At 33.3% G+C, this 23201-nt stretch carries 24 protein-coding genes; 22 read left to right on the top strand and 2 right to left on the bottom strand.

Going from position 1 to position 23201, the window contains the following annotated elements:
• From M2098_RS10160 to M2098_RS10180, 5 genes are all read left to right on the top strand, one after another.
• The coding region (locus M2098_RS10160) for a hypothetical protein (RefSeq protein WP_280684192.1) at positions 1–524 on the top strand (524 nt) is incomplete at its 5' end.
• A 76-nt stretch (positions 525–600) separates the two neighbouring features.
• Positions 601–1608 carry a hypothetical protein gene (locus tag M2098_RS10165; protein ID WP_280684190.1) on the top strand — a complete coding sequence of 336 codons (1008 nt, stop codon included), beginning with the start codon at positions 601–603 and terminating at the stop codon, positions 1606–1608.
• A gap of 160 nt (positions 1609–1768) precedes the next feature.
• The gene (locus M2098_RS10170) at positions 1769–2071 is read left to right on the top strand and encodes a PTS transporter subunit EIIC (RefSeq protein WP_280684188.1); all 303 of its coding nucleotides are present in this window, start codon (positions 1769–1771) and stop codon (positions 2069–2071) included.
• A 104-nt stretch (positions 2072–2175) separates the two neighbouring features.
• Positions 2176–2370 (top strand): hypothetical protein, encoded by a 195-nt coding sequence (locus M2098_RS10175; RefSeq protein WP_280684186.1) that lies wholly within the window; start codon positions 2176–2178, stop codon positions 2368–2370.
• Between the two features lie 5 nt (positions 2371–2375).
• Positions 2376–2720 (top strand): hypothetical protein, encoded by a 345-nt coding sequence (locus M2098_RS10180; RefSeq protein ID WP_280684185.1) that lies wholly within the window; start codon positions 2376–2378, stop codon positions 2718–2720.
• Between the two features lie 407 nt (positions 2721–3127).
• On the opposite strand, the gene M2098_RS10185 is transcribed toward M2098_RS10180, so the two are convergent.
• Together M2098_RS10185 and M2098_RS10190 are read right to left on the bottom strand one after the other, a co-directional pair.
• Positions 3128–3739, bottom strand: a complete 612-nt coding sequence (locus M2098_RS10185; protein WP_280684183.1) for a prolyl oligopeptidase family serine peptidase — start codon at positions 3737–3739, stop codon at positions 3128–3130.
• 51 nt (positions 3740–3790) lie between these two features.
• Positions 3791–4453 carry a hypothetical protein gene (locus M2098_RS10190; protein ID WP_280684182.1) on the bottom strand — a complete coding sequence of 221 codons (663 nt, stop codon included), beginning with the start codon at positions 4451–4453 and terminating at the stop codon, positions 3791–3793.
• A gap of 251 nt (positions 4454–4704) precedes the next feature.
• On the opposite strand from M2098_RS10190, the gene M2098_RS10195 reads away from it, so the two are divergent.
• The 17 genes from M2098_RS10195 to M2098_RS10275 all read left to right on the top strand — a co-directional run bounded on the left by M2098_RS10195 (position 4705) and on the right by M2098_RS10275 (position 23072).
• The gene (locus M2098_RS10195) at positions 4705–5769 is read left to right on the top strand and encodes an SIS domain-containing protein (RefSeq protein WP_280684181.1); all 1065 of its coding nucleotides are present in this window, start codon (positions 4705–4707) and stop codon (positions 5767–5769) included.
• A 224-nt stretch (positions 5770–5993) separates the two neighbouring features.
• Complete coding sequence (locus M2098_RS10200; protein ID WP_280684180.1) at positions 5994–7025, top strand: SIS domain-containing protein; 1032 nt, start codon at positions 5994–5996, stop codon at positions 7023–7025.
• Between the two features lies 1 nt (position 7026).
• Positions 7027–7677 (top strand): HAD family phosphatase, encoded by a 651-nt coding sequence (locus M2098_RS10205; RefSeq protein WP_280684179.1) that lies wholly within the window; start codon positions 7027–7029, stop codon positions 7675–7677.
• Positions 7678–7692: 15 nt separating this feature from the next.
• Positions 7693–8517: a sugar phosphate isomerase/epimerase family protein gene (locus M2098_RS10210; RefSeq protein WP_280684178.1), complete on the top strand. Its 825-nt coding sequence runs from the start codon at positions 7693–7695 to the stop codon at positions 8515–8517.
• 4 nt (positions 8518–8521) lie between these two features.
• A complete protein-coding gene (locus tag M2098_RS10215) occupies positions 8522–8935 on the top strand; it encodes a PTS fructose transporter subunit IIA (RefSeq protein WP_280684177.1) in 414 nt (137 codons plus the stop codon).
• 14 nt (positions 8936–8949) lie between these two features.
• Positions 8950–9420: a PTS sugar transporter subunit IIB gene (locus tag M2098_RS10220; RefSeq protein WP_280684176.1), complete on the top strand. Its 471-nt coding sequence runs from the start codon at positions 8950–8952 to the stop codon at positions 9418–9420.
• A gap of 21 nt (positions 9421–9441) precedes the next feature.
• On the top strand, positions 9442–10224 hold the full coding sequence (locus M2098_RS10225; protein WP_280684175.1) for a PTS sugar transporter subunit IIC: 783 nt from the start codon (positions 9442–9444) through the stop codon (positions 10222–10224).
• Complete coding sequence (locus M2098_RS10230; protein WP_208318308.1) at positions 10211–11056, top strand: PTS system mannose/fructose/sorbose family transporter subunit IID; 846 nt, start codon at positions 10211–10213, stop codon at positions 11054–11056. Before M2098_RS10225 ends, M2098_RS10230 begins: the two co-directional genes overlap by 14 nt.
• 4 nt (positions 11057–11060) lie before the next feature.
• The gene (deoC, locus tag M2098_RS10235) at positions 11061–11699 is read left to right on the top strand and encodes a deoxyribose-phosphate aldolase (protein ID WP_280684174.1); all 639 of its coding nucleotides are present in this window, start codon (positions 11061–11063) and stop codon (positions 11697–11699) included.
• 48 nt (positions 11700–11747) lie between these two features.
• Positions 11748–13130: an MATE family efflux transporter gene (locus M2098_RS10240; RefSeq protein ID WP_280684173.1), complete on the top strand. Its 1383-nt coding sequence runs from the start codon at positions 11748–11750 to the stop codon at positions 13128–13130.
• Positions 13131–13215: 85 nt separating this feature from the next.
• Positions 13216–13656 carry a GNAT family N-acetyltransferase gene (locus tag M2098_RS10245; RefSeq protein WP_134169917.1) on the top strand — a complete coding sequence of 147 codons (441 nt, stop codon included), beginning with the start codon at positions 13216–13218 and terminating at the stop codon, positions 13654–13656.
• 134 nt (positions 13657–13790) lie between these two features.
• Complete coding sequence (locus M2098_RS10250) at positions 13791–14522, top strand: GntR family transcriptional regulator (RefSeq protein ID WP_134169915.1); 732 nt, start codon at positions 13791–13793, stop codon at positions 14520–14522.
• Between the two features lies 1 nt (position 14523).
• Positions 14524–15246, top strand: a complete 723-nt coding sequence (locus tag M2098_RS10255; protein WP_280684171.1) for a GntR family transcriptional regulator — start codon at positions 14524–14526, stop codon at positions 15244–15246.
• 271 nt (positions 15247–15517) lie between these two features.
• Positions 15518–16795: an SEC-C metal-binding domain-containing protein gene (locus M2098_RS10260; RefSeq protein ID WP_280684169.1), complete on the top strand. Its 1278-nt coding sequence runs from the start codon at positions 15518–15520 to the stop codon at positions 16793–16795.
• 3 nt (positions 16796–16798) lie between these two features.
• Positions 16799–17296, top strand: a complete 498-nt coding sequence (locus M2098_RS10265) for an SWIM zinc finger family protein (protein ID WP_280684167.1) — start codon at positions 16799–16801, stop codon at positions 17294–17296.
• Between the two features lie 198 nt (positions 17297–17494).
• Entirely contained in the window at positions 17495–20047 is a 2553-nt protein-coding gene (locus M2098_RS10270) for a LuxR C-terminal-related transcriptional regulator (protein ID WP_280684165.1), read from the top strand.
• A 253-nt stretch (positions 20048–20300) separates the two neighbouring features.
• Positions 20301–23072, top strand: a complete 2772-nt coding sequence (locus M2098_RS10275) for an InlB B-repeat-containing protein (protein ID WP_280684163.1) — start codon at positions 20301–20303, stop codon at positions 23070–23072.
• Positions 23073–23201 lie beyond the last annotated feature (129 nt).

A 23201-nucleotide genomic window follows, 5' to 3' on the forward strand; every position in this document is an offset into this window, starting at 1 on the left:
ATGATATCTTTCTTACTCATATTAAAAATCCTCCTTTGGTAGTTATTTTCATTCTACCAAGGGAGGATACTTTACACAAAAATTTTTACACCGTCTTAAAAGATGCTTATTATATTGATGATTGTTATTATTTATATGAAGAAAATTCTACCAAATTTAATTGTAAAATCCATAATGATGGTATAGAGTTTTTAGAAGATGTTAAACTTGAATTATATTTTGATTCTACTTTTTTCAACGTTTCAACAGAGGTTTATGAAAAAAAGAGTAACGATTTATTTAATCCATACACTTCAAGTATAGATTACAATTATCCAAGAGTATATACAGACGAAAATTATATTGTTGCAGAGTATTATCATAATCAGATTCGCCATAAAACTTTAATTGATGTCTTTGATGAGGATTTAAGGATATTGATTAAATCAAATGTTGATGCAAAAGATACAGAAGTCAAATATAAAATAAGTGCAAAAAATCTAGCAAATCATATAGAGGGTTTATTAATGATTATAATTAAATAGGTAGTTTAAAAGATTAATAGCTTAATATGAATGCTTTACTTTACACTTGAAATTAAATATGTAAATGGGGAATATAATGAGATTGAAAATAATGACATGGAATATCAATATGCATGGGGCAAATATACAGTCCCGAAATTTTGGGATTAATGAAGTTAATTATCCGAAATATAATGACGATAAAAATGATAATGATGCTGGATTAATTATTAAACAGATAATTAAACATAAACCTGATGTATTTATTTTAGTTGAATATAATGATGCTTTTAATAAAAAGGATGGAGAAAAAAATGAGCAAATAATAAAAAAACTACTCCCTGAGTATATAGCAGTTCAAAATCCAGGACAAATTATTAAAAACGATGATGCTGATAAAAATGAAGTGGAATTTAGGCTTCGATATGGAATTTGTATCGGGTTTAAAAAAAGTAGCTTTAATGAAAAATCAATATCAATATTTTCCTATGATTTTGAGAAATCTTTTCATGATAAAGTTAAAGAGCCAAACTATTTATTTGTTGAGACACAACTTAAAAATGAAGAAATTCCAATTGCATTTTGTGGGATTCGTGTGCAGTATAGTTACATTGAAGATGGAAAAATGAGAAAGTGTAGAACTACGAGAGTTAATCAAATAGTCGAGTTGCTAAACAATTTTTTGCATAAATATAATGAATGTTATGGATACGCTCCAAACTTAATCATTGGAGGAGATTTAAATCTAGAAGAAAATAAAGTGAAAGGAAGCGCATGGCAAGAACTAGTTGAATTTTTGGGTGAAAAAGAAATAAGTGCATTCAAACCAAAAAATGGCTATAGTTATGTCACAATATCCAAGAATAAAAAATCCATTGATTGGTTATTACATAGCAAATTTATAACACCTATCAATGATAAAAGTAGTTATAACTGGGATTTCTTAAATTCAAATGATGACAGGGAGAGTACGAGGTCATATATAGATTTAGTACCAATAGTTAGCCCAAAGCATATACCAGACCATGCTATTATGATTAATGAAGTTGAAATAGACGTTGATAGTCAATCAAATTGTGATAATGTACAAGATATAACTGGATGATACCTAACTTAATAATTAATCTATTTACAAATAACTTGACTTTAGAAATAAAAAGCATAAAAATGGCTAAGCCGCAATCATTCCAATTTTAATTTGTGTAGGGATGTGTAAGACAATTGTTGCTATTCTTGGCCCTCAATTACTTGGTTAGGTATCGGAAATGGGTACAATTTATACGTTATTTAGTTTTGTGGGAGATGCTGGATTCTATTTCTTTCCAGTTTTTGTAGGATATACAGCAGCAAAACAATTTAACACATCACCAACTATGGCGTTATTCCTTGGAGCAATTATGGTGCACCCCGCCTTAATTCAAATGGCTGTTGAAGGCGTTCCATTTGATGTATATGGAATTCCTAGTTCAGTACAAATCCATTCTGGAACCGTACTTCCAATTATCTTAGTAGTTTGGATAATGTCATATGTAGAAGTATTCTTAAAAAAAGTAACGCCAGATATCTAAAAGTTTTCTTAGTACCGTTTGGTGCATTACTTGTGATGTTACCACTTGCACTTTGTGTGCTTGGTCCTTTAGCGTCATTCTTAGGAAGCTATGTATACGAGGCGATGATTTCATTACACGAAGTTGCAGGACCATTAGCTGTTGTACTTGTTGGAGTGACTTTCTCATTACTAGTTATGGCAGGGATGCACCAAGTACTATTTGCATTCTTGTTTGTTTCGTTTCCAATGCTTGGCTATGATGGTTTCATTTTACCAGCGATGATTATTTCAAGTTGGCAGCTGGTGGAGTTGTTTTAGCGTGTTTGGTAAAATTCAAGAGTAAAGAGAAGAAAACATTAACATTCGGATATCTGGTTACATGGCTACTAGGTGGAGTTGGAGAACCAATGTTATTTGGACTTTTCTTGCCATATCAAACACCTTTAATTGCAGGTATGATTTCTGGATTTATTTCTTGCTTTGTTGCTGGAGTCATAGGACTAAAAGCATATGTACTTAGTCTAAGTAATGGAATTTATGGATTAGCTGTGTTCTTGGGAGGTCCAAATTCAAATTATACGTTACTAGCAATATCACTTGTTGTAGCTGTTCTTTCTGGATTTATTACTATGTGGTTCATTAAGTTAGATGAAAGATTAGTGAAATAATGGAACAATTTAGACATGAAATAGTCAGCGAACGTCTCATTTGAATTGTTGATTCTTGTGATGTTGCTTGTTATCTTGCTTTAGGTGAGACACAAGCTGCATTACTGGATACTGGTTCGGGTATTGGAAGTTTAAAAAACTATGTAAAATAATTCACGAATTTACCAATAGTTGTTATTTTGACGTAGGGACAACTTGATCATATTAGAGGAACAGGTGCAAACTTACTCTCTGCAAGTCAATTGGCTGCAGATAATCATACAAGATTAGATGGTAAACAAGGTAATATTTTCAATAGTTTAGATAAAGCAAAGTAATTTTTTTATGAGACAAATTTATAAGGTTGTTTTGTATGTGCTTTATAAAAGTTAAAATGACAGCTGTAATGAAACGGCTGTCATTTTATGTTAATTTTGCTTCTTTGAACGTAAGTAACTAAATGCTAGTGCCAATACAGTTACACCAACAATAGCACCAACAAATAGAGTATCGTTGTTTGAAGAATCATCATCGATGATTGCATCTACTTTCTCTTGTGCTGCAAGCCAGTCAAAGAACTGTTCACCTTCTTCGTTAGTTGCGTTGTTGTTTAGTAGATATACCCATGCTGCATGTGTTTCGAGTTCAACTCCGTCAACTTCAACGCTTTCAAATTCTGTGTATGTAATATTTAGACCAAGAGCCTTCGCATTCGTATATGCATCTTGAGAATAACTTACTGGAATGGTGGCATCCGTTTTTGTATGTGCCATCCAAATAGGGATGTCTTTAACAGTTTCAAGTTTATCCTGTGGTACTTCATAAGCTTGGCAAATAGGGAAGGCAGCTGTAAACAATTCTGGAGCAGCAAATAGTGTTTCCCATACTTGGTAACCGCCCATTGAACCTCCACCGATATACACACGATCTGTATCAATGTTAGGGTTTTGTTCGATGTATTCTTTGATCATGTCGACAACTGCTTCGGTTTGATCTTCACCAGTTAGCGTTAATTCATCCCATAAGGTTAATTCAGGCATCCAAAAGGTTGAACTTTGAGGTGCAAGAACAAATGGAATATCAAATACAGTTTATGCTTCATCGCTAACAAATGCAGATGCACCTTTATTACCTAATATTTGTGTAATGTTGTTGTCTCCACCTTCACCAGCACCATGGAACCAGATAATTAATGGATGCTTGTTACCGTCATCTTTAGGCTTATAATCACGATAGTGGATACCACTACTACTTTCACCACTAGTAAAAGCATCAACTGAACCAAAACTAACGTTACCTTGATTGTAAGTTGGTTGTAGTTCACTTCCATCTGCTAATGGAATCGCTTTTGATATTAGTTGATATTGAACCGTTAATGGATGATTTAAAAATGCATCATCATCCCAATATAATACATAGGCAAGACCAACGTCTACACCATAAGATAGGTGTAAGATAATTGTCTTATTTTCATTTTCAAATTCAATTTGCTCGATGACTCTTTCACCGTTTTCTACTTCAACACCTTCAAGGGTGTAATCTGTAGTTACTTGATATGTATCGTTTGTGATTGCATCTGTTTGAACAGGATCATCATAGTGAATTTTTACTTGATTGATTTGTGCACCGTAATCGAATACTTCACCTACTACATCAAAACTGACAGTAGTTGTGTTTGCATAAAGTGTATCGTTATGCGCGTGCATGAAAAAGCTTGCGAATAGTAAGCTTGTAATGAGTAATAATTTCTTCATTTCTCTTCATTCCTTTCACATTGAAATGTATTACTTATTCCCCTTAAAAGTAATATGGTTTATCGATGTTTATCAGGAACGCTCCTATGAAGTGTATTGTATAAACAACCACTTTCAATTTTGATTATACCAATACTTTTGTAATGTGCAAGTGAAATCAAATGTTTTTTCAACTATTGACATTGAAATATCACTGGTATATAAATAAATCAAAGTGGATTACCATAAAAACCACGAAAGGGGATTGTACAATGAAAGAGACAATGATGGATTATATAATCGAGACAGAAGCAGTGTGTAAATCTAATTTACAGCATGCAAAAATACTGATACAGCCACTAATGGAATGTTTTCTAGAATGGGAGTATGAAAAGATACTGATTGTTGCTAGTGGGTCGAGTGCCAATGCTGCACTTTGCGCAAAATACTTTATGCAAGATACGTTATACTGTGATGTAGAAGTGATCAGTCCCTATACGTTTACACACTATACGAAATATGTAGACGATAAAACATTTGTATTTACTATTAGTCAAAGTGGATTGAGTACCAATACTATTGATGCAATAAAGAAAATTCAAAAGTTAAATCGTAAAGCAATTGTCTTAACTGGAGATATACATAGTGATGTTGCATCAGCTGATGTCGTAATTGACTATGGCGTAGGTAAAGAACGTGTAGGGTATGTTACTAAGGGAGTAAGTACACTTGCATTGTACTTATGTTTATTTGCTATACATGCCTCATATCAACTAGAGTATATAAGCACAAAAGATGTAGATGGTTTTCATGCACAATTATCATGTATTTATGATGCATACCCTCAACTGATTACACGGGCTGTCGATTTTTATAAAAGACATCAAAAAGCGTTATTATCGATGTCAAAGCTCTTTATTTGCGCAGTTGGTCCAAATATAGGTGTTGCATGTGAAGGTGCTTTAAAAATTAGTGAAACAGTTAAGATACCTGCTTTTGCCTATGAAATAGAGGAGTATATCCATGGACCTAATTTACAATTAGATCCATCATATACTGTAATCTGTATAGATACTCATGATGCTTGTTCAAAACGAGTACAAGATATTTGGCGTGCAACTACCTGTATTACAGATCATAGCTTTTTAGTATCAAGAGATATGGAGGGAGATACTGTCTATCATTATGACCTTGATGTACTACCAACATTATCACCACTTATCCATGTAGTATTTTTTCAGGTTTTGGCATACCAGATTACAACCGATAAAAACCAGTGGGAAGACTATATTTTGATGAAAGACTTTAATAAAGTGGTAAAAAGTAAGACAAAATAGAAAAAAATTGAAATTGTAAAACATACGATAAATAAAAGGAAATCTTATATTTTTGGATTTCCTTTTTTCTTTGTGTGAACAAAAATCTAAAGAAAGCGCTTGCAAAAGTAAATATGTACTGGTATATTGAAAATGTAAAGTGGATTAGCAAAGAAACCACAAGAGGGCCCAGAGGTTTCTGATAAGATACGCTTTATGTTTCATTATTGATTGAGGAGGACAAAATGGAAAAAGAAAAAGTAACATTAGCAAAATTTGATGTAGATAAATATCTTAAAGAAGGTGATGCAATTTATGCACAACGTGGTGCAGTTGAAAAAGTTGCAGATGAGATCGTTGAAAAAGGATTCAAAAATATCTTCTTTCTAGGAATTGGTGGTACGTATGCTGAGTTTGCTCCAGTGAAATACTTCATGGATAAATATTCAGATTTAGATGTGTATTTAGTTGAAGCAGCTGAAATCAATGTATTACGTCCAAAGAAACTTACGAAAGATTCTGTTGTTATTACAGCAAGTGCTTCAGGGGATACAAAAGAAATCGTTGAAGCAGCAACTTGGATTAAAGCGGAAGGAATCGAAGTGGTTTCATTCACGAAACATGAAAGTCCACTAGGAAAAGTTTCTACAAAAATTATCCAAGCAGATGTAACAACAGGTATGTGTGAATACAGTTACTTGTTATTTGACTTATTGGCATTGCGTATTTTAAATAAAATGGGTTACTTCCCAAAATACGAACTATTTGCTGATCAAATGAAAGGAATCTTCAAAAACCTAGTTGCAATTCGCGAACAATTCGACCCTAAAGCAGAAGAAATCGCTAAGAAATACTACAACGAACCATACAACATTTGGGTAGGTTCAGGAGCAACTTGGGGTGAAACATACTTATTCTCAATGTGTATCTTAGAAGAAATGCAATGGGTACGTACAAAATCTGTTACATCTCCTGAATTCTTCCATGGTACACTTGAATTAGTAGAACCAGGAGTTCCAGTATTCTTAGTAAAAGGTGAAGATGAATGTCGTCAACTAGACACTCGTGTAGAAAGATTCTGTCAACGTTTTACAGACAAACTTGTTGTATTTGATACACAAGAATATGCACTTGATGGAATTGATGATGAATTTAGAGTGATTGTTTCACCTATGATTGCAACATCAGTCTTAACAGAACGTTTAGCAGCTCACTATGAAACATACACAAAACATAACTTGAACTACAGACGTTACTACCGTCAATTCGAATACTAAGATGAATATAGAAGCAGTAATCTTCGACATGGATGGTGTCATTATTGATTCAGAACCCTTTAATTTATATGAGTTTTATTGCTTTGCACAACAACATGGAGTACAAGTACCTATGCAAGAACTTAGAAAAATTATCGGTACGAGTCATGAAGTGACATGGAACTATCTTGCTTCATGGTTGCATTTAGATAAAAATGCACTGGAAATGGATGCGTATTATCGGCAAACCTATCAAGGAGAACCTTTCGATGTTACTGATTTCTTACAACCTTACCTAAAATTCTTATTGAAGGAATTAAAAAAACAAAATGTAAAACTTGCCGTTGCAAGTTCGAATGATCCAGATATCATCGAACATGTTTGTAAAGAAAACGGTATTGAAACATACTTTGATTCCATCGTTAGTGGACGTATGTTTACTAACTCGAAGCCGGATCCTGAAATCTACGTCTATACATTGAACACACTTGGTGTAAGTGCAGATCATGCAATCGTGATTGAAGATTCTAAGGATGGAATTGAAGCTGCAAAGCAAGCTGGTATGAAAGTGATAGCGATAAAAGATCATCGCTATCACATCGACCAGCAAAAAGCAGATTATCTTGTAGAAGATTTGTTTGAAGCATATCAACTGATTGCAAGTCTTATGTAAAAAGGAGTAAAGCAAATGAATGAATTGTGTGCAATGAATGGACATTATCGATTCTATCAACTGGAGACCTTCTTTGAAAAGGTTTCATCTATAGGATTTAAAAAAGCAGAAATATGGACAGGACCCCATCATTATTTTATGGATTATCAAGGGTATGAGGATGTAAATAAACTCAAACGATTGGAGAAAGCATACGGAGTGAAAATCGAAGTGATTTGTCCAGAACAAACCAATCCAAAACCAAATAATATGGCAGCCAAAGATCCACAAGCCATCAAACGAGTGGAAGCCTATTTCAAACATGCAATTGATGTAGCAAGTCAAATTGATGCCAAGTTAGTTCTTGTGACTAGTGGTTGGGCATTTCTTGATGAAGATGTAAATGAAGCGTTTAAACGAAGTGTACAAATGATGAGAAAACTAGTAGCCTATGCAGAAAGTAAACACATTCGTTTAGCTATTGAAGCATTACAAAAAGATGAATCAAGACTTGTGAATTCCATTTCATCTTTACAATCCTATTTACAAGCAGTCGATCATGACAATTTATATGTTTGTATCGATTTTGGAGCGATGGCAGGTGCAAATGAAACACTAGATGATTATTTCAAAGCATTTGGTAAGAAAATTGCACATGTACACTTCGTTGATGGAAAACCAGTTGGTCACTTAGCATGGTCAGATGGCACGAGGGATATGAAAGCGGATTTAGAAACCCTACAAAAATATGGATATGAGGGATTACTTTCATTAGAAAGTGTTAACAATATCTACTTTGAAAAGCCATTTGAAGCAGATCAAAAAACAATGAATCAATATCAAGTATGTAGTAAGGAGTAAGAACATGAGACATTACATAATAGCATCACATGGAACATTTGCCAAAGGGATTTATGAGAGTATCAAAATCATAATTGGTGAGCAAGAAAACGTAACCATTATTAATGGATATGTAGAAGACACAAACATTGAAAAACAGGTAAAGGATGCTTTTGATAGCATTTCGGATGATGCAGAAATCATTGCACTAACCGATGTGTTTGGTGGAAGTGTAAACAATGAATTTATGAAGTGTGTAGGAAAAGAAAACTACTACTTAGTAACCGGTATGAATTTACCATTATTAATGCAAATATTTCTAGCAGATCCAAGTGTAGATATCGCAACAACACTTGATCAAATTACAAGCAGTGTAGATACTGCACCAAAGTTTTGTAACAAATTATTTGAAGATGTGAATGACGATGATGAGTTTTAAAGGAGGAAAATATAATGATTAAACTAGTAAGGGTAGATCACAGATTATTACATGGACAAGTGGCATTTTCTTGGACAAATGGAGTAGGAGCCGACTGTATTTTGGTTGCTAGCGACTCTGTGGTTAATGACGATGTATGGAAAACCACTTTAAAACTTGGAAAACCTTCAGGTTGTAAATTGGTAATTAAGGATATGAAAAATTCTATTGAGGCAATCAATAGTGGAGTAACAGATAAATATAAATTAATTATTGTTGTGCAAAGCATTGCGGAAGCGCAAGAATTGGTCAATGGATGTCCATCCATTCAAAGTATCAATCTAGGAAACACAAAAGAAGAGGGTGAGACAAGAGCGTTAAGTAAACAAATCTTTGTAACACCTAAAGAAGAAGAAATATTACGATCATTTATCGATAAAGGATTGGAAGTTGAAATCCGTCCATTAGTCGATGATAAAAAAATACTTGTCAAAAACGTACTATAACTATAGACAGGAGGGAAGACAATGTTATTAGAATCAATTTTATTGGGTCTAGTTGCTGTATGGGGAGTGCTGGATTACCAATTTGGGACATTATATACATTTAGACCAATTACGACTGGTCCAATTGTAGGATTAATTTTAGGGGACTTCGAAATGGGTATCACTGTAGGAGCAAGTCTTGAATTAATCTTTATGGGTGCAATTTCCGTTGGTGCTTACATACCACCAGATGTAGTCGTTGGTGGAATCCTAGGTACTGCATTTGCAATTACAACTGGGGCAGGAGTAGAAACAGCAATCACTCTTGCAATGCCAATTGCATTAATTGCTTTATCAATTAGTAACTTTATTGCAGCTTTAACACCTGCATTTCTAAAAATAGCAGATGATGCTGCGACCAAAGGTGATTCGAAGAAAATTACAAAAGTTCACTGGTTAATGGGTGTCTTTGGAGTCATTGAAAAATTCTTACTTGTTTCTTTATCATTCTATTTTGGAGTAGATGCTGTACAAGCAGTTATTGGATCAATTCCTGAAGTTGCAATCAACGGAATGGCAATTGCTGCTGGTATGTTACCAACACTAGGATTTGCGATGTTAATGCGTATGATCTTAAATAAAAAACTTGTACCATTCTATTTCTTAGGATATACATTAACAGCATTTTTAGGAATGCCAGTACTTGGAGTAGCAATTATTGGTGTGATTATCGTAATTGAAAAATTTGGCTTCTTAGATAGCAGTAAGAAATTTGCCACAGCAGATGGCGTACAAGAGGAGGACATGGATGATGACGACTTCTAATCAAAATACAGTAGAAAACCAACCATTAATCACAAAAAAAGAACTGACAAGAATGTGTTTCAACACTGGAGCACTTGGAATGGAGTACTCTTGGAACTATCCACGTCAAATGCACATGGCATTCTTATTGATGATTGATAAACAACTAAAGAAAATTTATAAAGACAATCCAGAGGGATATGCAGAAGCATTAACACGTCATATGGAATTCTTCAACATTACACCTCAACTTGCACCATTTGTCGGTGGGATTGTATTATCAATGGAAGAAGAACGTAATAAAGGGTTGATCGATGGTAGTGCAATTAGTGGAGTTAAGGCTGCACTAATGGGACCACTTTCAGGAATTGGAGATTCTATTTTCTTAGGATGTATTCGTGTTATTGCTCTTGGAGTCGGACTTTCATTAGCACAACAAGGAAATATTCTTGGACCAATTCTATACTTCTTAATTTATAACATTCCTGCATTCTTAGTTCGTGTATTTGGTGCACATTTAGGATATGACTTAGGATTTACATACCTACAAAAAGCGCAAGCAAATGGAACTATGGATAAACTTATGCATGCTGCAGGTATTCTTGGAATCATGGTTATTGGTTCGATGACTTGTGATATGTTCTGGGCAGAAGTATCTTTGAAAATTGGAAGTGGAGAAACTGCACAAACCTTACAAGAAATTTTAGATGGAATCATGCCTGGACTTGTTGGTCTAGGAGTCACATGGACATATTACTGGGCACTAGGTAAAAAAGTAGGACCAGTAAAACTTATCTTATTAACTGTTGTATTTGGAATTGTAATGGCATACTTCGGCATCATGGCTGCTTAAAATCATGATTAACAAGTATATCGATTATATACAAGATCCAAACGATACGTATCAAACGTATTTAGAAAAAGCAAAAACGTACAATGTTCGTTGTATCTTTGCCGAAGAAGACCAATTAGAACAAACAAGAGCGTTTTTACAAGATAGCGATATTATCATTGCTGGTGCAATTGATTTTCCTGAAGGAAAGATGCCCCTAGATGAAAAGTTAAACGAATTCAAACGGTACGCTACTTTAGGATATAAAGAAATTGATTATGTATTAAACCAAGAAAACATTGAGAATCGTAATTTTGATGCCATTCTTGATGAATTGGTTCAAGTTGCTTATTTCTGTAAACAACACAACATTGTGGATAAAGCAATTGTTGAAATGTGTAAGTTGGATGAAACTTCCAAAGAAAAAGTTTGCCAATTAGCCAATATTGCAAAACCTGTCTTTTTAAAGACTTCGACAGGACGCAGTTTTGGTGGTGCAACACTTGAAGATGTGAAGTTGATGAGAAAGACCTTAGACAATCAAATACAGATTAAAGCAGCCGGTGGTATTAGAACATACCAAGATGCAAAATCTTTTGTAGAAGCTGGAGCAAATGCCTTAGGCGCAAGTGCTGCCATCGCTATCATTGAGGGCGAAAAATAATCAAAACTGGCATGCATGAGCATGCCGGTTTTTTGAAAGGAGGAATGCATGTCTACATATAAAATGAGACACACAAAAATCAGTAAACCGTTTTTAAAACGGGTCTTATATTTAGCTTTACCTGTGGTTATTCAACAACTGTTAGTCAATTTACTAAGTATTGCAGATACTGTTATGATTGGTGGAATTAGTGAAGAGGCGATAAGTGCAGTAACGGTCGCCAATAAGTTTTTCTTTATTTTTAATCTAGCTGTCTTTGGTCTAGCTAATGGTGTTGGTATTTATATTGCACAATATTTTGGGGCAAAAAATCATAATGCATATCATCAAACATTCCGTTTTGGTTTGCGTGCATGTTTTTGGGTAGGGTGTATATCAACGATCTATTTATGTATCTTTCCTGAAAGTGTAATTACGATCTTTGTAAGTAAGCAAAGTACAATCCAACTTGCATTGGAGTATTTGGAAGTTGTTAGATATTCGTATATACCTTTTGCATTGACTATGATGATTGCAGTTGCATATCGTGTAATTGGTTTACCGAAAATTCCAATGGTAAGTGGAGCAATTGCCTTTGTAAGTAATGTTGTACTTAACTATGTATTAATCTTTGGACATTTTGGTTTTGCGCCATTAGGTGTACAAGGTGCAGCACTAGCAACGATGATTTCACGATTCTTAGAGTTAGGATTTTTAGTAATCTTATTATTCCAAAGAAATGCAACTTTACACTTAGGTAAATCGGTTGGCAAAATGCAAAGTGAATCAAAATACAATATTATTAAAAATACCATTCCCTTAATTTTCAATGAAATTATCTGGTCCGTTGGTTTAAGTGTTGTATTTATGAATTACTGCTATGTAAACGAAGCTTTTATACCAGCACTTACAGTAGTGGACAATGTATCGAGTCTGGTTTATGTAGCTTTTGCTGGATGTGCAGCAGCAACTGGAGCAATTGTCGGCAATGATTTAGGTGCCAATGAAATGGATCAAGCAAGAAAAGATTCCATGCGTTTAATTAAGATTGGGCTAGCTATTTACGTTGTTGGTAGTGTACTTGTACTTGCACTAACTCCAATTATTCCAAAAGCGTTCTCTTTAGGAACACAGAATACGAAAATGGCAATTATTTTACTTATCATTAAAGCAATGGTCATGTGGACACAAGGGTATGCAGAAACTTGCTATTATATCTTACGGGCAGGAGGAGATACAAACTCAGTTCTTGCGATAGATGGCTTATTTATTGTCTTTGGTCCAACATTACTTAGTATACTAACAACACGTGTCTTGCACTTGGATTTAATCTGGGTATTCGCATGTGTCGAAGGTGTCAATATACTCAAGGTATTTATTGCAACTCATTTTTATCATAAAGAAAATTGGGTAAAAAACATCACCTTAAAAGAGGAGGGAAACTGTGGATGAGCATAGTCGACTGATTCTACATGCCAATGACGAGTTTCATCGTTAGCGTTTCTTCTATATACATCATGAAGAAAGGAGAAAAACGATGAATATACGTGATTTTACACAACAAGATAAAGAAATATATTACGAGATGTCAAAAGACTTTTATAGTGGGTTTGCAACATTGGAAGAAGGTTCAATTGAACAGTATGAAGCAACCTTTAAAATGGTGATGAAAAACTCTCCGTACGTAAGAGGACTTATTCTAGAAATGGATCAACAAATTGTCGGTTATGCACTTTTAGGGTTCTTTTGGAGTAATGGAAATGAAAGTATTACCATCTTAATAGATGAACTCTATATTTGCCCACAAATGCGTGGTCAAAACTGTGGAAGAAAGTTCTTTCAATGGTTAGAAGCAAACTATGATATTGATGATTATACATTCACTTTAGAAGTAAACCCACGCAATGAAAAAGCGTTAGCTTTCTATGAAAAGTTGGGATATAAACGAACTGAATATATCGTAATGGAAAAGTATTAGATACATAGCGAAGAGGGAAATTCTTTCTTTGCTTTTTCTTATATCGTTACATATCGTAATTTAGATAAAATTAATTTGTTATCATTTGCTTTTTGAATTCATGTGGTATAATGAAACCGTAAAGAGGTTGTACCATGAAATTATTAACATTAGACATTATTGTCTGCAATGAAATCAAATATATGATTGAAAACACTCCACTTCTAGAGGGTGAGAAACTTCCAAGTGAAAGAGAGTTAGCAGAGAAGTTTGAAGTTCAACGAGGAACCGTTCGAACGGGATTAAAACTGCTACTTCAAGAAGGTTGGATTTGCGCTAAAGAAAGAAGTGGGTATTTTGTTGCGCCTAGACGTATTGAAAAGAATGTATACCGCATTTCTTCAACATCGCAAACAGTTGCAGAAATGGGTAAGAAACAGCGATTGAAGTTGCTTTCCATTTCACGCAAAGAAGTAGGTAAGGAACTATCAATTAAACTTAAACTACCAATAGGAACAAAATACTATGCAATTGAGAGAATTCGCTATGTTGATGATGAAAAAATCTCATTGGAAGCTTCTGCTGTTCCATATGATGTAGCACCAGATCTAGATAAAAAAGATTTAGAGAATAATTCTTTATATGATGTATTGGAAGATGATTATTTAAACAATATCGCATTTTCAGAACAAGAAATTATTGTCGTAGAAAGTGATGAATATACTGCAAAAGCTCTATCTATACCAGTAGGACAAAAACTTGTAAAACAACAAGGACTCGTTATGTCAAAAGAAAAAGAACCAATTGAGTACATTGAAGCGTATATGCTTATGGACCGTTTTGTGTTTGTAAATAATGATTTGTTACCAAAGAAAGGAAGAAATTAGTATGGATTATCGGATGCCGATTTATATCCAAATCAAGGATGCGATTATTAAGAAAATTAATAATCAAGAATACTTACCTGGAGAAGCGATTCCTAGTGAAAGAAAGCTTGCTGAAATGTATCAAGTAAATCGAATGACGGTAAAAAAGGCCATTGAATCTTTGGTAGAAGAAGGATACTTATTTCGTATTCATGGAAAAGGTACATTTGTGCAAAGAAAGAACTCACAACGTCTAATTCTTGGTGGAGAAGATGCATATGGTATTAGTGCATTACTTCGCGAACAAGGAGCACAAACAAGAGATATCGTTCTTGAAAAAGGAATGTTAAAAGCTTTTAATTATTTAGGTTCTAAAATGGAACTAGCAAAATATGAAGATGTATATTTAATTCACCGTCTTCGTTGTGCCAATGATGCACCATTTGCCATGGAATATTGTTATATGCCATTTAAATACTTTGAAGATGTAGATGATTACAATTTTGAAGATGTATCAGTGTATGACTATATGGCAAGAAAAGGAAGATTCCCACAAAAGTTTAAACAACGGCTTATTATCATTGAAGCCGATGAGAAACTAGCTAAACAAATGGGAATTAAAATAAATGATCCACTTTACTATTTTGAGTATATTGGTCAGGATAGTGAAGGACACATAGTAGAATACACAGAAAGTTATTTACGATGTGACAAAGCTGTGTTTACATACGAAGCAATACGTTAGTTTGATTTTCGAAACATAGTTACAAAGACAAAATAATAAACGATAATTAACCTGAAAGAAAATTTCAGGTTTTTTTAGTATGTATATTTTTTCAAAAAGTTTTGGAAAGATGTTCTGATGTGAACCCCCAAAGTTAGACAACAAACTAACAAAGGGGGATAATATCAAAATGTGTTGTGGTAAAATATAGTTAAAATGAGATTGTAGCAAATATATCTAAGATAAGAAATTAGAATGAATATGAAAACAAGATAAAGAGAGGATAATCAAAATGCGAATAATTAGTGAAAAAGAAAAAGAAATCATTGATGCAAAAAGACTGAAGAATTTGACATCTGAACAATTAGATAGAATGGGAGATTTTGATGAATTGGATGCATTTGATATTTCAGATGATACAATTGAACTGCTTGAAGAAATAACAAAAACAGATGTTTATTCATATGAAATTGTTACTGTGTTAGGTTTGCAATATGCAATGCGTGGAGAGAATGAGAGAACTGTATCTTTAATTAGTAAATGCTATAAAGATGACGAACTTGATGAAATGCTAGTCATACTGAAGGCACAGTCTTACATTGCCTTGGATGACTATAAAAAGGCATATGAGTTCTTAAAACAATATGTTCCATTTGAAAACTATCGTTACGAATTATACTACGCATATATGAATACACTAATGTATTTCAATAAAAATCAAGAAGCAAGAAAATATTGTAAGATGATTTTAAATATGTGCCAAGAGGGAATTGAACATACTTCGACTGATTTAATTCACACATTTAATGCCTTAATTCAGTTGGAGTTAAAGATGAAGATGGATGCCGTTGAAAAAAGTGTAGATAATTACATCGAATTCGTAAAAGAACTAGAGGGTACTGAGCAAGAGCAAGAAGCTGTTGCTTATAGCATAGTTATATTCTCATCTTATCAAAAAAATAAGATACATCGGGAACATTTCAAACGCCTACTTGATACAATAAACGAAATGAATTTTATTCAAGAAAATGAGTTTGCACGTGCAGTTGAGTCAGGATATTCAAGTTATGAATCTTATGAATGTACAGAAGATGAAAATGTAAGTGAATTCATTAAACATTTACTTGGAGCTTTTTCTTCGTTTAGAGAATTTAATTTACACAATCCTGTAGCTGCACTATCATTAGATATTTTGGAGAAGGAGCAATATATAGACTTGCAACATCAAACCTATCTCTTTAGTTATTTTGCAGCAAAACGATATCCTGAAATACTTGATGAATTAACTTATGTGAAAAAGAACTATCCAAACTACTATCACCTATGCGTATCTTTGGAACAAGAACTGCGGGAAGATCATACAAAAGTGCTTGATAAATATACAAAAAAGATACTTGCTATTGATACAGAAGAATCATATGATACTCCAGATCAAATCATGGAGTATTATGATAATGTCTACACAAAGAATTATAAAATTAAGCCAGTATTTGATCCAAACATAAGACGGAATGCACCTTGTCCTTGTGGAAGTGGAAAAAAATACAAAAAATGCTGTGGTAAGGTATAGAAAATGGGCAGAAGAAGAAAGAAAAGGTATATTCATAAGATTGATGAAAAATTAAGTGATGAAGAATACTTTAGTAGATTAGCGATGGCTTTCATTGAGAACGGGATAAAGGCAACAAAAGCGTATGTAAATAATCATAAAGTACGGTTGCATGAAAACAATGATAATACCTATATTTATAAAGTTCCAAGAAGTAAACATCGAGCTAAGAAACCAAAATACTTAGTAACAGTTGTCATGAATGGAAATCGTATTCAAAGTTATTATTGTAACTGTGGATTTAACTATGGATATGGTGATTGTCCGCATATTGCAGCGGTTTTTCATAAAGTACATCCAAAAGTTGATTTTATAGGGTTAGCTACTGAAATTGAGAATGAATTCAAAGAGGATGTGTTTTGTGATGATTATGACGATCTTGACGATGATGATTGTAACTTTGAATTTGGTATCGAAGAATTTTACCCATTTGATATAGATGAAGATGATTTACCGTTTTAATTGAAATTTTATACTTCAGGTGAATATTTTAAAGAATGATACGACAGATAGTCTAAGTGTATCGCAACTAGACGCTGTCTTTTTATTTTGACTGCGTGCATACATAAGATAAAAGCAAATGGATTGTTTTGTATTTTATAAATTATTGTATTTCTAGTTTTATCCATATACAATAAATATGTAAAGGGGGAAATGTACATGAACTATGCACAAGCATTAAGTGATAAATTTAGTGCGCCAAAACTACATGGGAATTATACATACAGATATACTTTACTAAATACACTTACAAAGGGAATGGAAAAGGATATTATCTATATTGCCGCACCATCAGGGTTTGGAAAAACAACAACAGTTATCCAATGGTTAGAATATAGTAAGTATCCATATGTGTGGATTGATTTAGATGAATACGATAATACATTAACTGCGTTTTATCGTTTGTTATGTATGGGGATATATGCATTTCAGTCAGATAATGAGGCTATGGCAAAGATTTTAGCAAGTCCTACATTTAATACACTTCCAGTTGAGCACAGTATTGAGTTGATTACATCTTTTATTCCAAATGGTACATCATATGTGATTGTTTTGGATCGCGCACAACTTGTTTCAAACAAAGAAATTCTTAAATCGTTTTTAATGGTGAAAAAACGCTTACCAAAGTGTTTCACAATTATTGTAATTACAAATAATGAAGCAAATCACACGTATATTGATAAGTTCGAAAAAGAATCTTTAGTCTTACTGATTGAAAAAGATTTTGCATTTTCTGAGTCAGAAATCCATCAACATTTTATTTCATATGGGAATAAAATTACACTTGATGATGCTAAAGAAATTAAACAAATTACGCAAGGTTGGGCAATTGGAATTAATGCACTAGCAATGAGTGGACTCACGAAGTTGAATTCTACAGATGGTGGATTGGTTTTTTCAAATTACATTAAAACGCAACTTTGGGATAAACTTGATATAGAAGTACAAGAATTTCTACTACAGACTTCAATTGTTGATGATATAACTGTAGAAATGGCAAATTTGCTTTCAAACAGGGAAGATAGTCAAGAAGTCTTGGATATATTATGTATGAGTAATTTCTTTGTGAATAAAACAGGAAAAGAAAGTTATAGTTATCATTCTTTGTTTCTTGCATTTTTAGCAGATATGAGAAAGAAAGATAGTCACATAAAAAATGAAGACTTGTATAAATTGGTAGCCTTACATTATTTAAAGCGAAATCGTATTTTTCTAGCAAGAAAGTATGCGATTAAAAGTAAGGATAAAGAAACAATCGATAAAACAAATTATGCAATAGATCAAGAAGAATCAACAGAAAGTCACATTTTATCGGTTGAAAATTTTGTGAATGTATATCGCAGCATGCTTGATGATGATTCGTTACATGATGTACTGGATGATCATCCATATCTATATTCACAGTATGCTGGGTATAGCTTAATTGTTGGTGATAGTAGTACGTGTGAATGGTGCTTAGATATGATTGATAAACACTTACCACGTATCGCAAAGGAACATGAGCAATTTGAATCTGATGTATTATTTATGACGCTGATTGACTATCGAAAAAGTGTATATTCAATTTTGAAGCAAATGGTAAAACATATTGCGAAGATTAGCTTTAAGAAAAATTTACAATGGAATACAATTACCATGCAATTGCCTTATTTCTATCGCTCAGCTAGAGATTATAGTGAATTAGCAAATGGTAAAACATTACAAGTGATTTTCACGTTTATTACGCCACTATTTGGCTCGTTTGTTAGAAATATCTTATATGCATTACAAGCTGACTTTTTGTTTGAAAGAAATAAAACTGATGAATCTCTTGCTCTAATTCAAAAAACACTTTCATCAAATAAGGGTGAACAAAGTGGAGAACAAGGTTTTTGTTTGTTGATGACTAAGGCAAATAATTATGCTGCGATAGATGATCAAGATAATTTAAATCAAAGTATAAAAGATCTTCAATCATTTATCATTCAAGACAATAATCCTCAGTTTTTTCTGAATTTTGAAGCATTTAAAACGCGAATTAAACTACAAGATGCAAATCAAGAAATAGCAAGAAGTTGGTTAGATAAATATTACATTGTTGACGATGAATTATATCTTTATAAGATTTACCAATATTTCACGACAGTTCGAGCACATATTGTACTTGGACAAAGTGAACAAGCATTGCAGTTTATTAAAAAACTTGAATCACTAGCAACACAGTTTAATCGACCGTTAGATATTGCAGAAACTAAGGTGTTGCGTGCATCAGTAGAGTACGCACTTCGACAAAGAAAAAAGGCTTTAGAAACAATTGAAGAAGTTATATTGTTTGCACAACAGTATGAGTTTATTCGAGTAATTGCTGATGAAGGGGCTGCAATACTTCCTGTATTGAAACGTTTGTCAGTTGTAATTGAAAATAGTAAGAATCATAAAGAATTAGATGTGAACTTTCTACACAAAGTCATACTTGCCACGCACGAAAAAGTAAGTAAGCATTGTGGGGTTACACATTATATTCGTCCTCCAAAATTGAAACTATCGAAGCAACAAAAACATATGTTGCAATTATTAAGTGAAGGATATCGTAATGCAGAGATTGCAAATATCACAGGACTTACGATTTACACGGTAAAATATCATTTAAGTGCAGCATATAAAAAATTATGCGTTGATAATGCAATGGATGCAGTACTTAAGGCGAAAGAAGAACATCTACTTGATTCATAATTTTATTTTTAGGAAGCAAACCTATCCTGGTATAGGGTTTTGCTTCTTTTTTTGTAATCCTTATACCTAAAAACCCTATCCTTTTCTGCATTACACCCAAAATTTAATGCTATATAAACCTAGTCGATTTCCTTATTTAAAATAAATGAAAGATATAATTTAGGTAGTTAAGAAAAGGAGGGTAGAGAATATATATTGTTTATAATTTTAAATGTACATTCTATGTGTGTTAACAATGAAAGGAGAGAAAGGTATGAATAAAATTATTAAAAAAGTTTTAACAATTGCGATTACTCTAACTGTTGTGTTTGGAGTATATCAAGTAGACAGTTTAGCTGCTACAGATGAAGCAGGTAATAACAATAGTTTACTTACACGATTGGTCGTTGAACGAGAACAGGTTCGTCCAGGAGATTACTTTGATGTGTACTATGAAGTGCTTAATGGGAGTTATTCACTAATTCCAAAAGAATTGGATACTGTAGAGATCCGTTTGCCAGCAGAAGCAAAATATGAAGGAGCTGTAATAGATACATCTTTTGGTACTGATGATGAATATTACTATAATATTAAAAGTCATACTATTTACTATAGTCCAAAGAAAATTGCTATGCGAAGTAAGAATTATATTAGAATTTCAATGGTAATTCCAAAAGAAGGAAGAGTTGGAGATCAATTAGAAGTAACTGCAATTGCACCAAATGGATCAGGTATTAAGGAATTAAGTGTACAAAGTCCGACTATTACAAGTCCAGTATTTGAAGGAGTACTTGAGTCAAATCGTGCTGAAGATACATTAATTGGAGATACAGTTGAATATCAACTAAACATATCAAATACTGGTAACTGGAAGTCCGAAATTACATATCTAACCATCTATAAAGATCCAAACTTTATCTTAGATCAAAACACAGTAAAAGTTTTTATTGATGGTCAAGAAAACAAAAACTATCAAGTGAAATTTGATGATAAAACTTATGGTCTGAATATCGGACCAGTAGCACCAAATTCAAATGTAGTTTTAAAGTATGAAGGAACAATCAAAAATGAAGCATTTCAAAAAACGGTTGTCGGGCAAGTAGATGTTCAATCTTCGTTCAGATGGCCAAGTGATCCAATTGATACTGGTTATATTTGGGATGCAAGTTTTAATGATAACAACGATTACCTTGTTACTAAAGTGGTTAATATAATTTACAATAATAACGATGCAACTGGTGGCGGTATGTTAAATGGAGAAGCTATATACGGAAAACCATACAGTTTAGCAACAAATTCATATACAAAAACTGGATATGAATTTAAAGGATGGACAACGACACCTGGAGGTCAAACAGTTGATTATACTGATGAACATCAATTTACTGCATTTAATTTAGAAAATGACTTGGATTTATATCCAGTATGGAAAATTGCAGACTATGCAATTACATACAATGGAAATGGTTCAACAGCAGGAACCATGACGAATGGTGTTGCTAATTATGGACAAAAGCTTGCACTTTCTAAAAATGCATTTGAAAGAGATGGATATACATTTAAAGGATGGTCAACAAAAACAGATGGTCAAGTTGAATATACAGATGGACAAGTATTTGATCCATGGAATCAAGATAAAGGGTTAGATTTATATGCGGTTTGGGAAGCAAATGAATACACAATCACATATCATGATACAGGAGCTACTTCTGGAAGTATGGATGCTGATACTGTAACATACGATGACAATTTCACTCTAGCAGCAAATCAATATGAAAAATTCGGATACGATTTTAAAGGTTGGTCAGATCAAGAAAATGGACAAGTTGTATATTGTGATGTGTATAAGTTCTTACCATACAACGAATTAAATGGTTTGGATTTATATCCAGTATGGAGTGCTAAGACAGTTACAGTTACGTATGATGGAAATGGTGCAACAAGCGGAAACATGACAAGTGATCCAGCAGTGTTTGATCAAAGTGTTACATTAACACCAAATGCATATACACGTACAGGATACTCATTTAAAGGATGGGCAACATCAGCAGATGGTGATGTTGTATATGCAGATGGATACACATTTACAAAATGGGACCGTGAGTTTGGTTTAAAAATATATGCAGTATGGAGTCCAAATACATACGCAATTACATACCATGGAAATGGTGAAACAAGTGGAACAATGGATCAAGGAACACTTACCTTTGATGAAAAAAATCAACTTGCTAAAAATGCATATGAAAAGACTGGTCATACATTTGAAGGCTGGGCTTTAACTCCTAATGGTAAAGTGGAATATACAAATGAAGAAGTACTAGATGCATGGAACCAAGAAACTGGATTAGAATTATATGCAGTATGGAGTGTATGTGATTACAATGTAGCATATCATGGAAATGGAGCGACAAAAGGTTCTATGACAAGTGATGTTGCAACATATAACCAACCAATCACTCTAGCAAAGAATACACATGAACGTAAAGGATACACATTTATGGGATGGGCAACATCAAAAGATGGAGATGTTGAATATACTGACGAACATGCAATCGATGCATATCTCTTAACGAATCATTTAGACTTGTATGCGATTTGGAATGCTAACACATACACAATTACGTATGATGGAAATGGTGCAACTACTGGAAGCATGGATCAAGGAACGGTAACATTTGACAACAAAGCTGTACTTGCTAAAAATACATATGAAAAAGCAGGATATGTATTTAAAGGTTGGGCAACTTCTAAAGATAGCGATGTACTTTACAAAGATGAACAAGCATTTGATGTATGGAATAAAGATAGTGATGTAAAATTATTTGCAGTTTGGGAAGTTAAACAAAACCCTTCAATTGACACTCCTCAAAACAATAATAATGACAAAAACACTACAAATACTACAAACAAAGCAAACAATCAAACTTCACCAACAAATAATGTACAGTCTGGTGATACAACAAGTGCAATAACATGGATTGCTTGCTTAATGGTTTCATTAGGTGCAATCGTAATTCTTAGAAAAAGAAAATCACTTAAAAAATAGATTTACCTAGACTTCACATGTTAGACACTATCACTATGATATTATCCCCCTTAGGTAGACAGTGCAAATAAATAAAGCACTTTTAACCTAAGGGGGTTTTATTATGGGAAGAAAAAATAAGTATTCATT

It is taken from the genome of Breznakia sp. PFB1-19, assembly GCF_029893935.1.
GTDB lineage: Bacteria > Bacillota_I > Bacilli_A > Erysipelotrichales > Erysipelotrichaceae > Breznakia > Breznakia blatticola.

Bases quoted from the DNA above. Each gene is read 5' to 3' on its own strand.
- M2098_RS10165 (WP_280684190.1), top strand. From the start codon at position 601: ATGAGATTGAAAATAATGACATGGAATATCAATATGCATGGGGCAAAT.
- M2098_RS10170 (WP_280684188.1), top strand. From the start codon at position 1,769: ATGGGTACAATTTATACGTTATTTAGTTTTGTGGGAGATGCTGGATTC.
- M2098_RS10175 (WP_280684186.1), top strand. From the start codon at position 2,176: ATGATTTCATTACACGAAGTTGCAGGACCATTAGCTGTTGTACTTGTT.
- M2098_RS10185 (WP_280684183.1), bottom strand. From the start codon at position 3,739: ATGCCTGAATTAACCTTATGGGATGAATTAACGCTAACTGGTGAAGAT.
- M2098_RS10190 (WP_280684182.1), bottom strand. From the start codon at position 4,453: ATGAAGAAATTATTACTCATTACAAGCTTACTATTCGCAAGCTTTTTC.
- M2098_RS10195 (WP_280684181.1), top strand. From the start codon at position 4,705: ATGAAAGAGACAATGATGGATTATATAATCGAGACAGAAGCAGTGTGT.
- M2098_RS10200 (WP_280684180.1), top strand. From the start codon at position 5,994: ATGGAAAAAGAAAAAGTAACATTAGCAAAATTTGATGTAGATAAATAT.
- M2098_RS10205 (WP_280684179.1), top strand. From the start codon at position 7,027: ATGAATATAGAAGCAGTAATCTTCGACATGGATGGTGTCATTATTGAT.
- M2098_RS10210 (WP_280684178.1), top strand. From the start codon at position 7,693: ATGAATGAATTGTGTGCAATGAATGGACATTATCGATTCTATCAACTG.
- M2098_RS10215 (WP_280684177.1), top strand. From the start codon at position 8,522: ATGAGACATTACATAATAGCATCACATGGAACATTTGCCAAAGGGATT.
- M2098_RS10220 (WP_280684176.1), top strand. From the start codon at position 8,950: ATGATTAAACTAGTAAGGGTAGATCACAGATTATTACATGGACAAGTG.
- M2098_RS10225 (WP_280684175.1), top strand. From the start codon at position 9,442: ATGTTATTAGAATCAATTTTATTGGGTCTAGTTGCTGTATGGGGAGTG.
- M2098_RS10230 (WP_208318308.1), top strand. From the start codon at position 10,211: ATGACGACTTCTAATCAAAATACAGTAGAAAACCAACCATTAATCACA.
- deoC (WP_280684174.1), top strand. From the start codon at position 11,061: ATGATTAACAAGTATATCGATTATATACAAGATCCAAACGATACGTAT.
- M2098_RS10240 (WP_280684173.1), top strand. From the start codon at position 11,748: ATGTCTACATATAAAATGAGACACACAAAAATCAGTAAACCGTTTTTA.
- M2098_RS10245 (WP_134169917.1), top strand. From the start codon at position 13,216: ATGAATATACGTGATTTTACACAACAAGATAAAGAAATATATTACGAG.
- M2098_RS10250 (WP_134169915.1), top strand. From the start codon at position 13,791: ATGAAATTATTAACATTAGACATTATTGTCTGCAATGAAATCAAATAT.
- M2098_RS10255 (WP_280684171.1), top strand. From the start codon at position 14,524: ATGGATTATCGGATGCCGATTTATATCCAAATCAAGGATGCGATTATT.
- M2098_RS10260 (WP_280684169.1), top strand. From the start codon at position 15,518: ATGCGAATAATTAGTGAAAAAGAAAAAGAAATCATTGATGCAAAAAGA.
- M2098_RS10265 (WP_280684167.1), top strand. From the start codon at position 16,799: ATGGGCAGAAGAAGAAAGAAAAGGTATATTCATAAGATTGATGAAAAA.
- M2098_RS10270 (WP_280684165.1), top strand. From the start codon at position 17,495: ATGAACTATGCACAAGCATTAAGTGATAAATTTAGTGCGCCAAAACTA.
- M2098_RS10275 (WP_280684163.1), top strand. From the start codon at position 20,301: ATGAATAAAATTATTAAAAAAGTTTTAACAATTGCGATTACTCTAACT.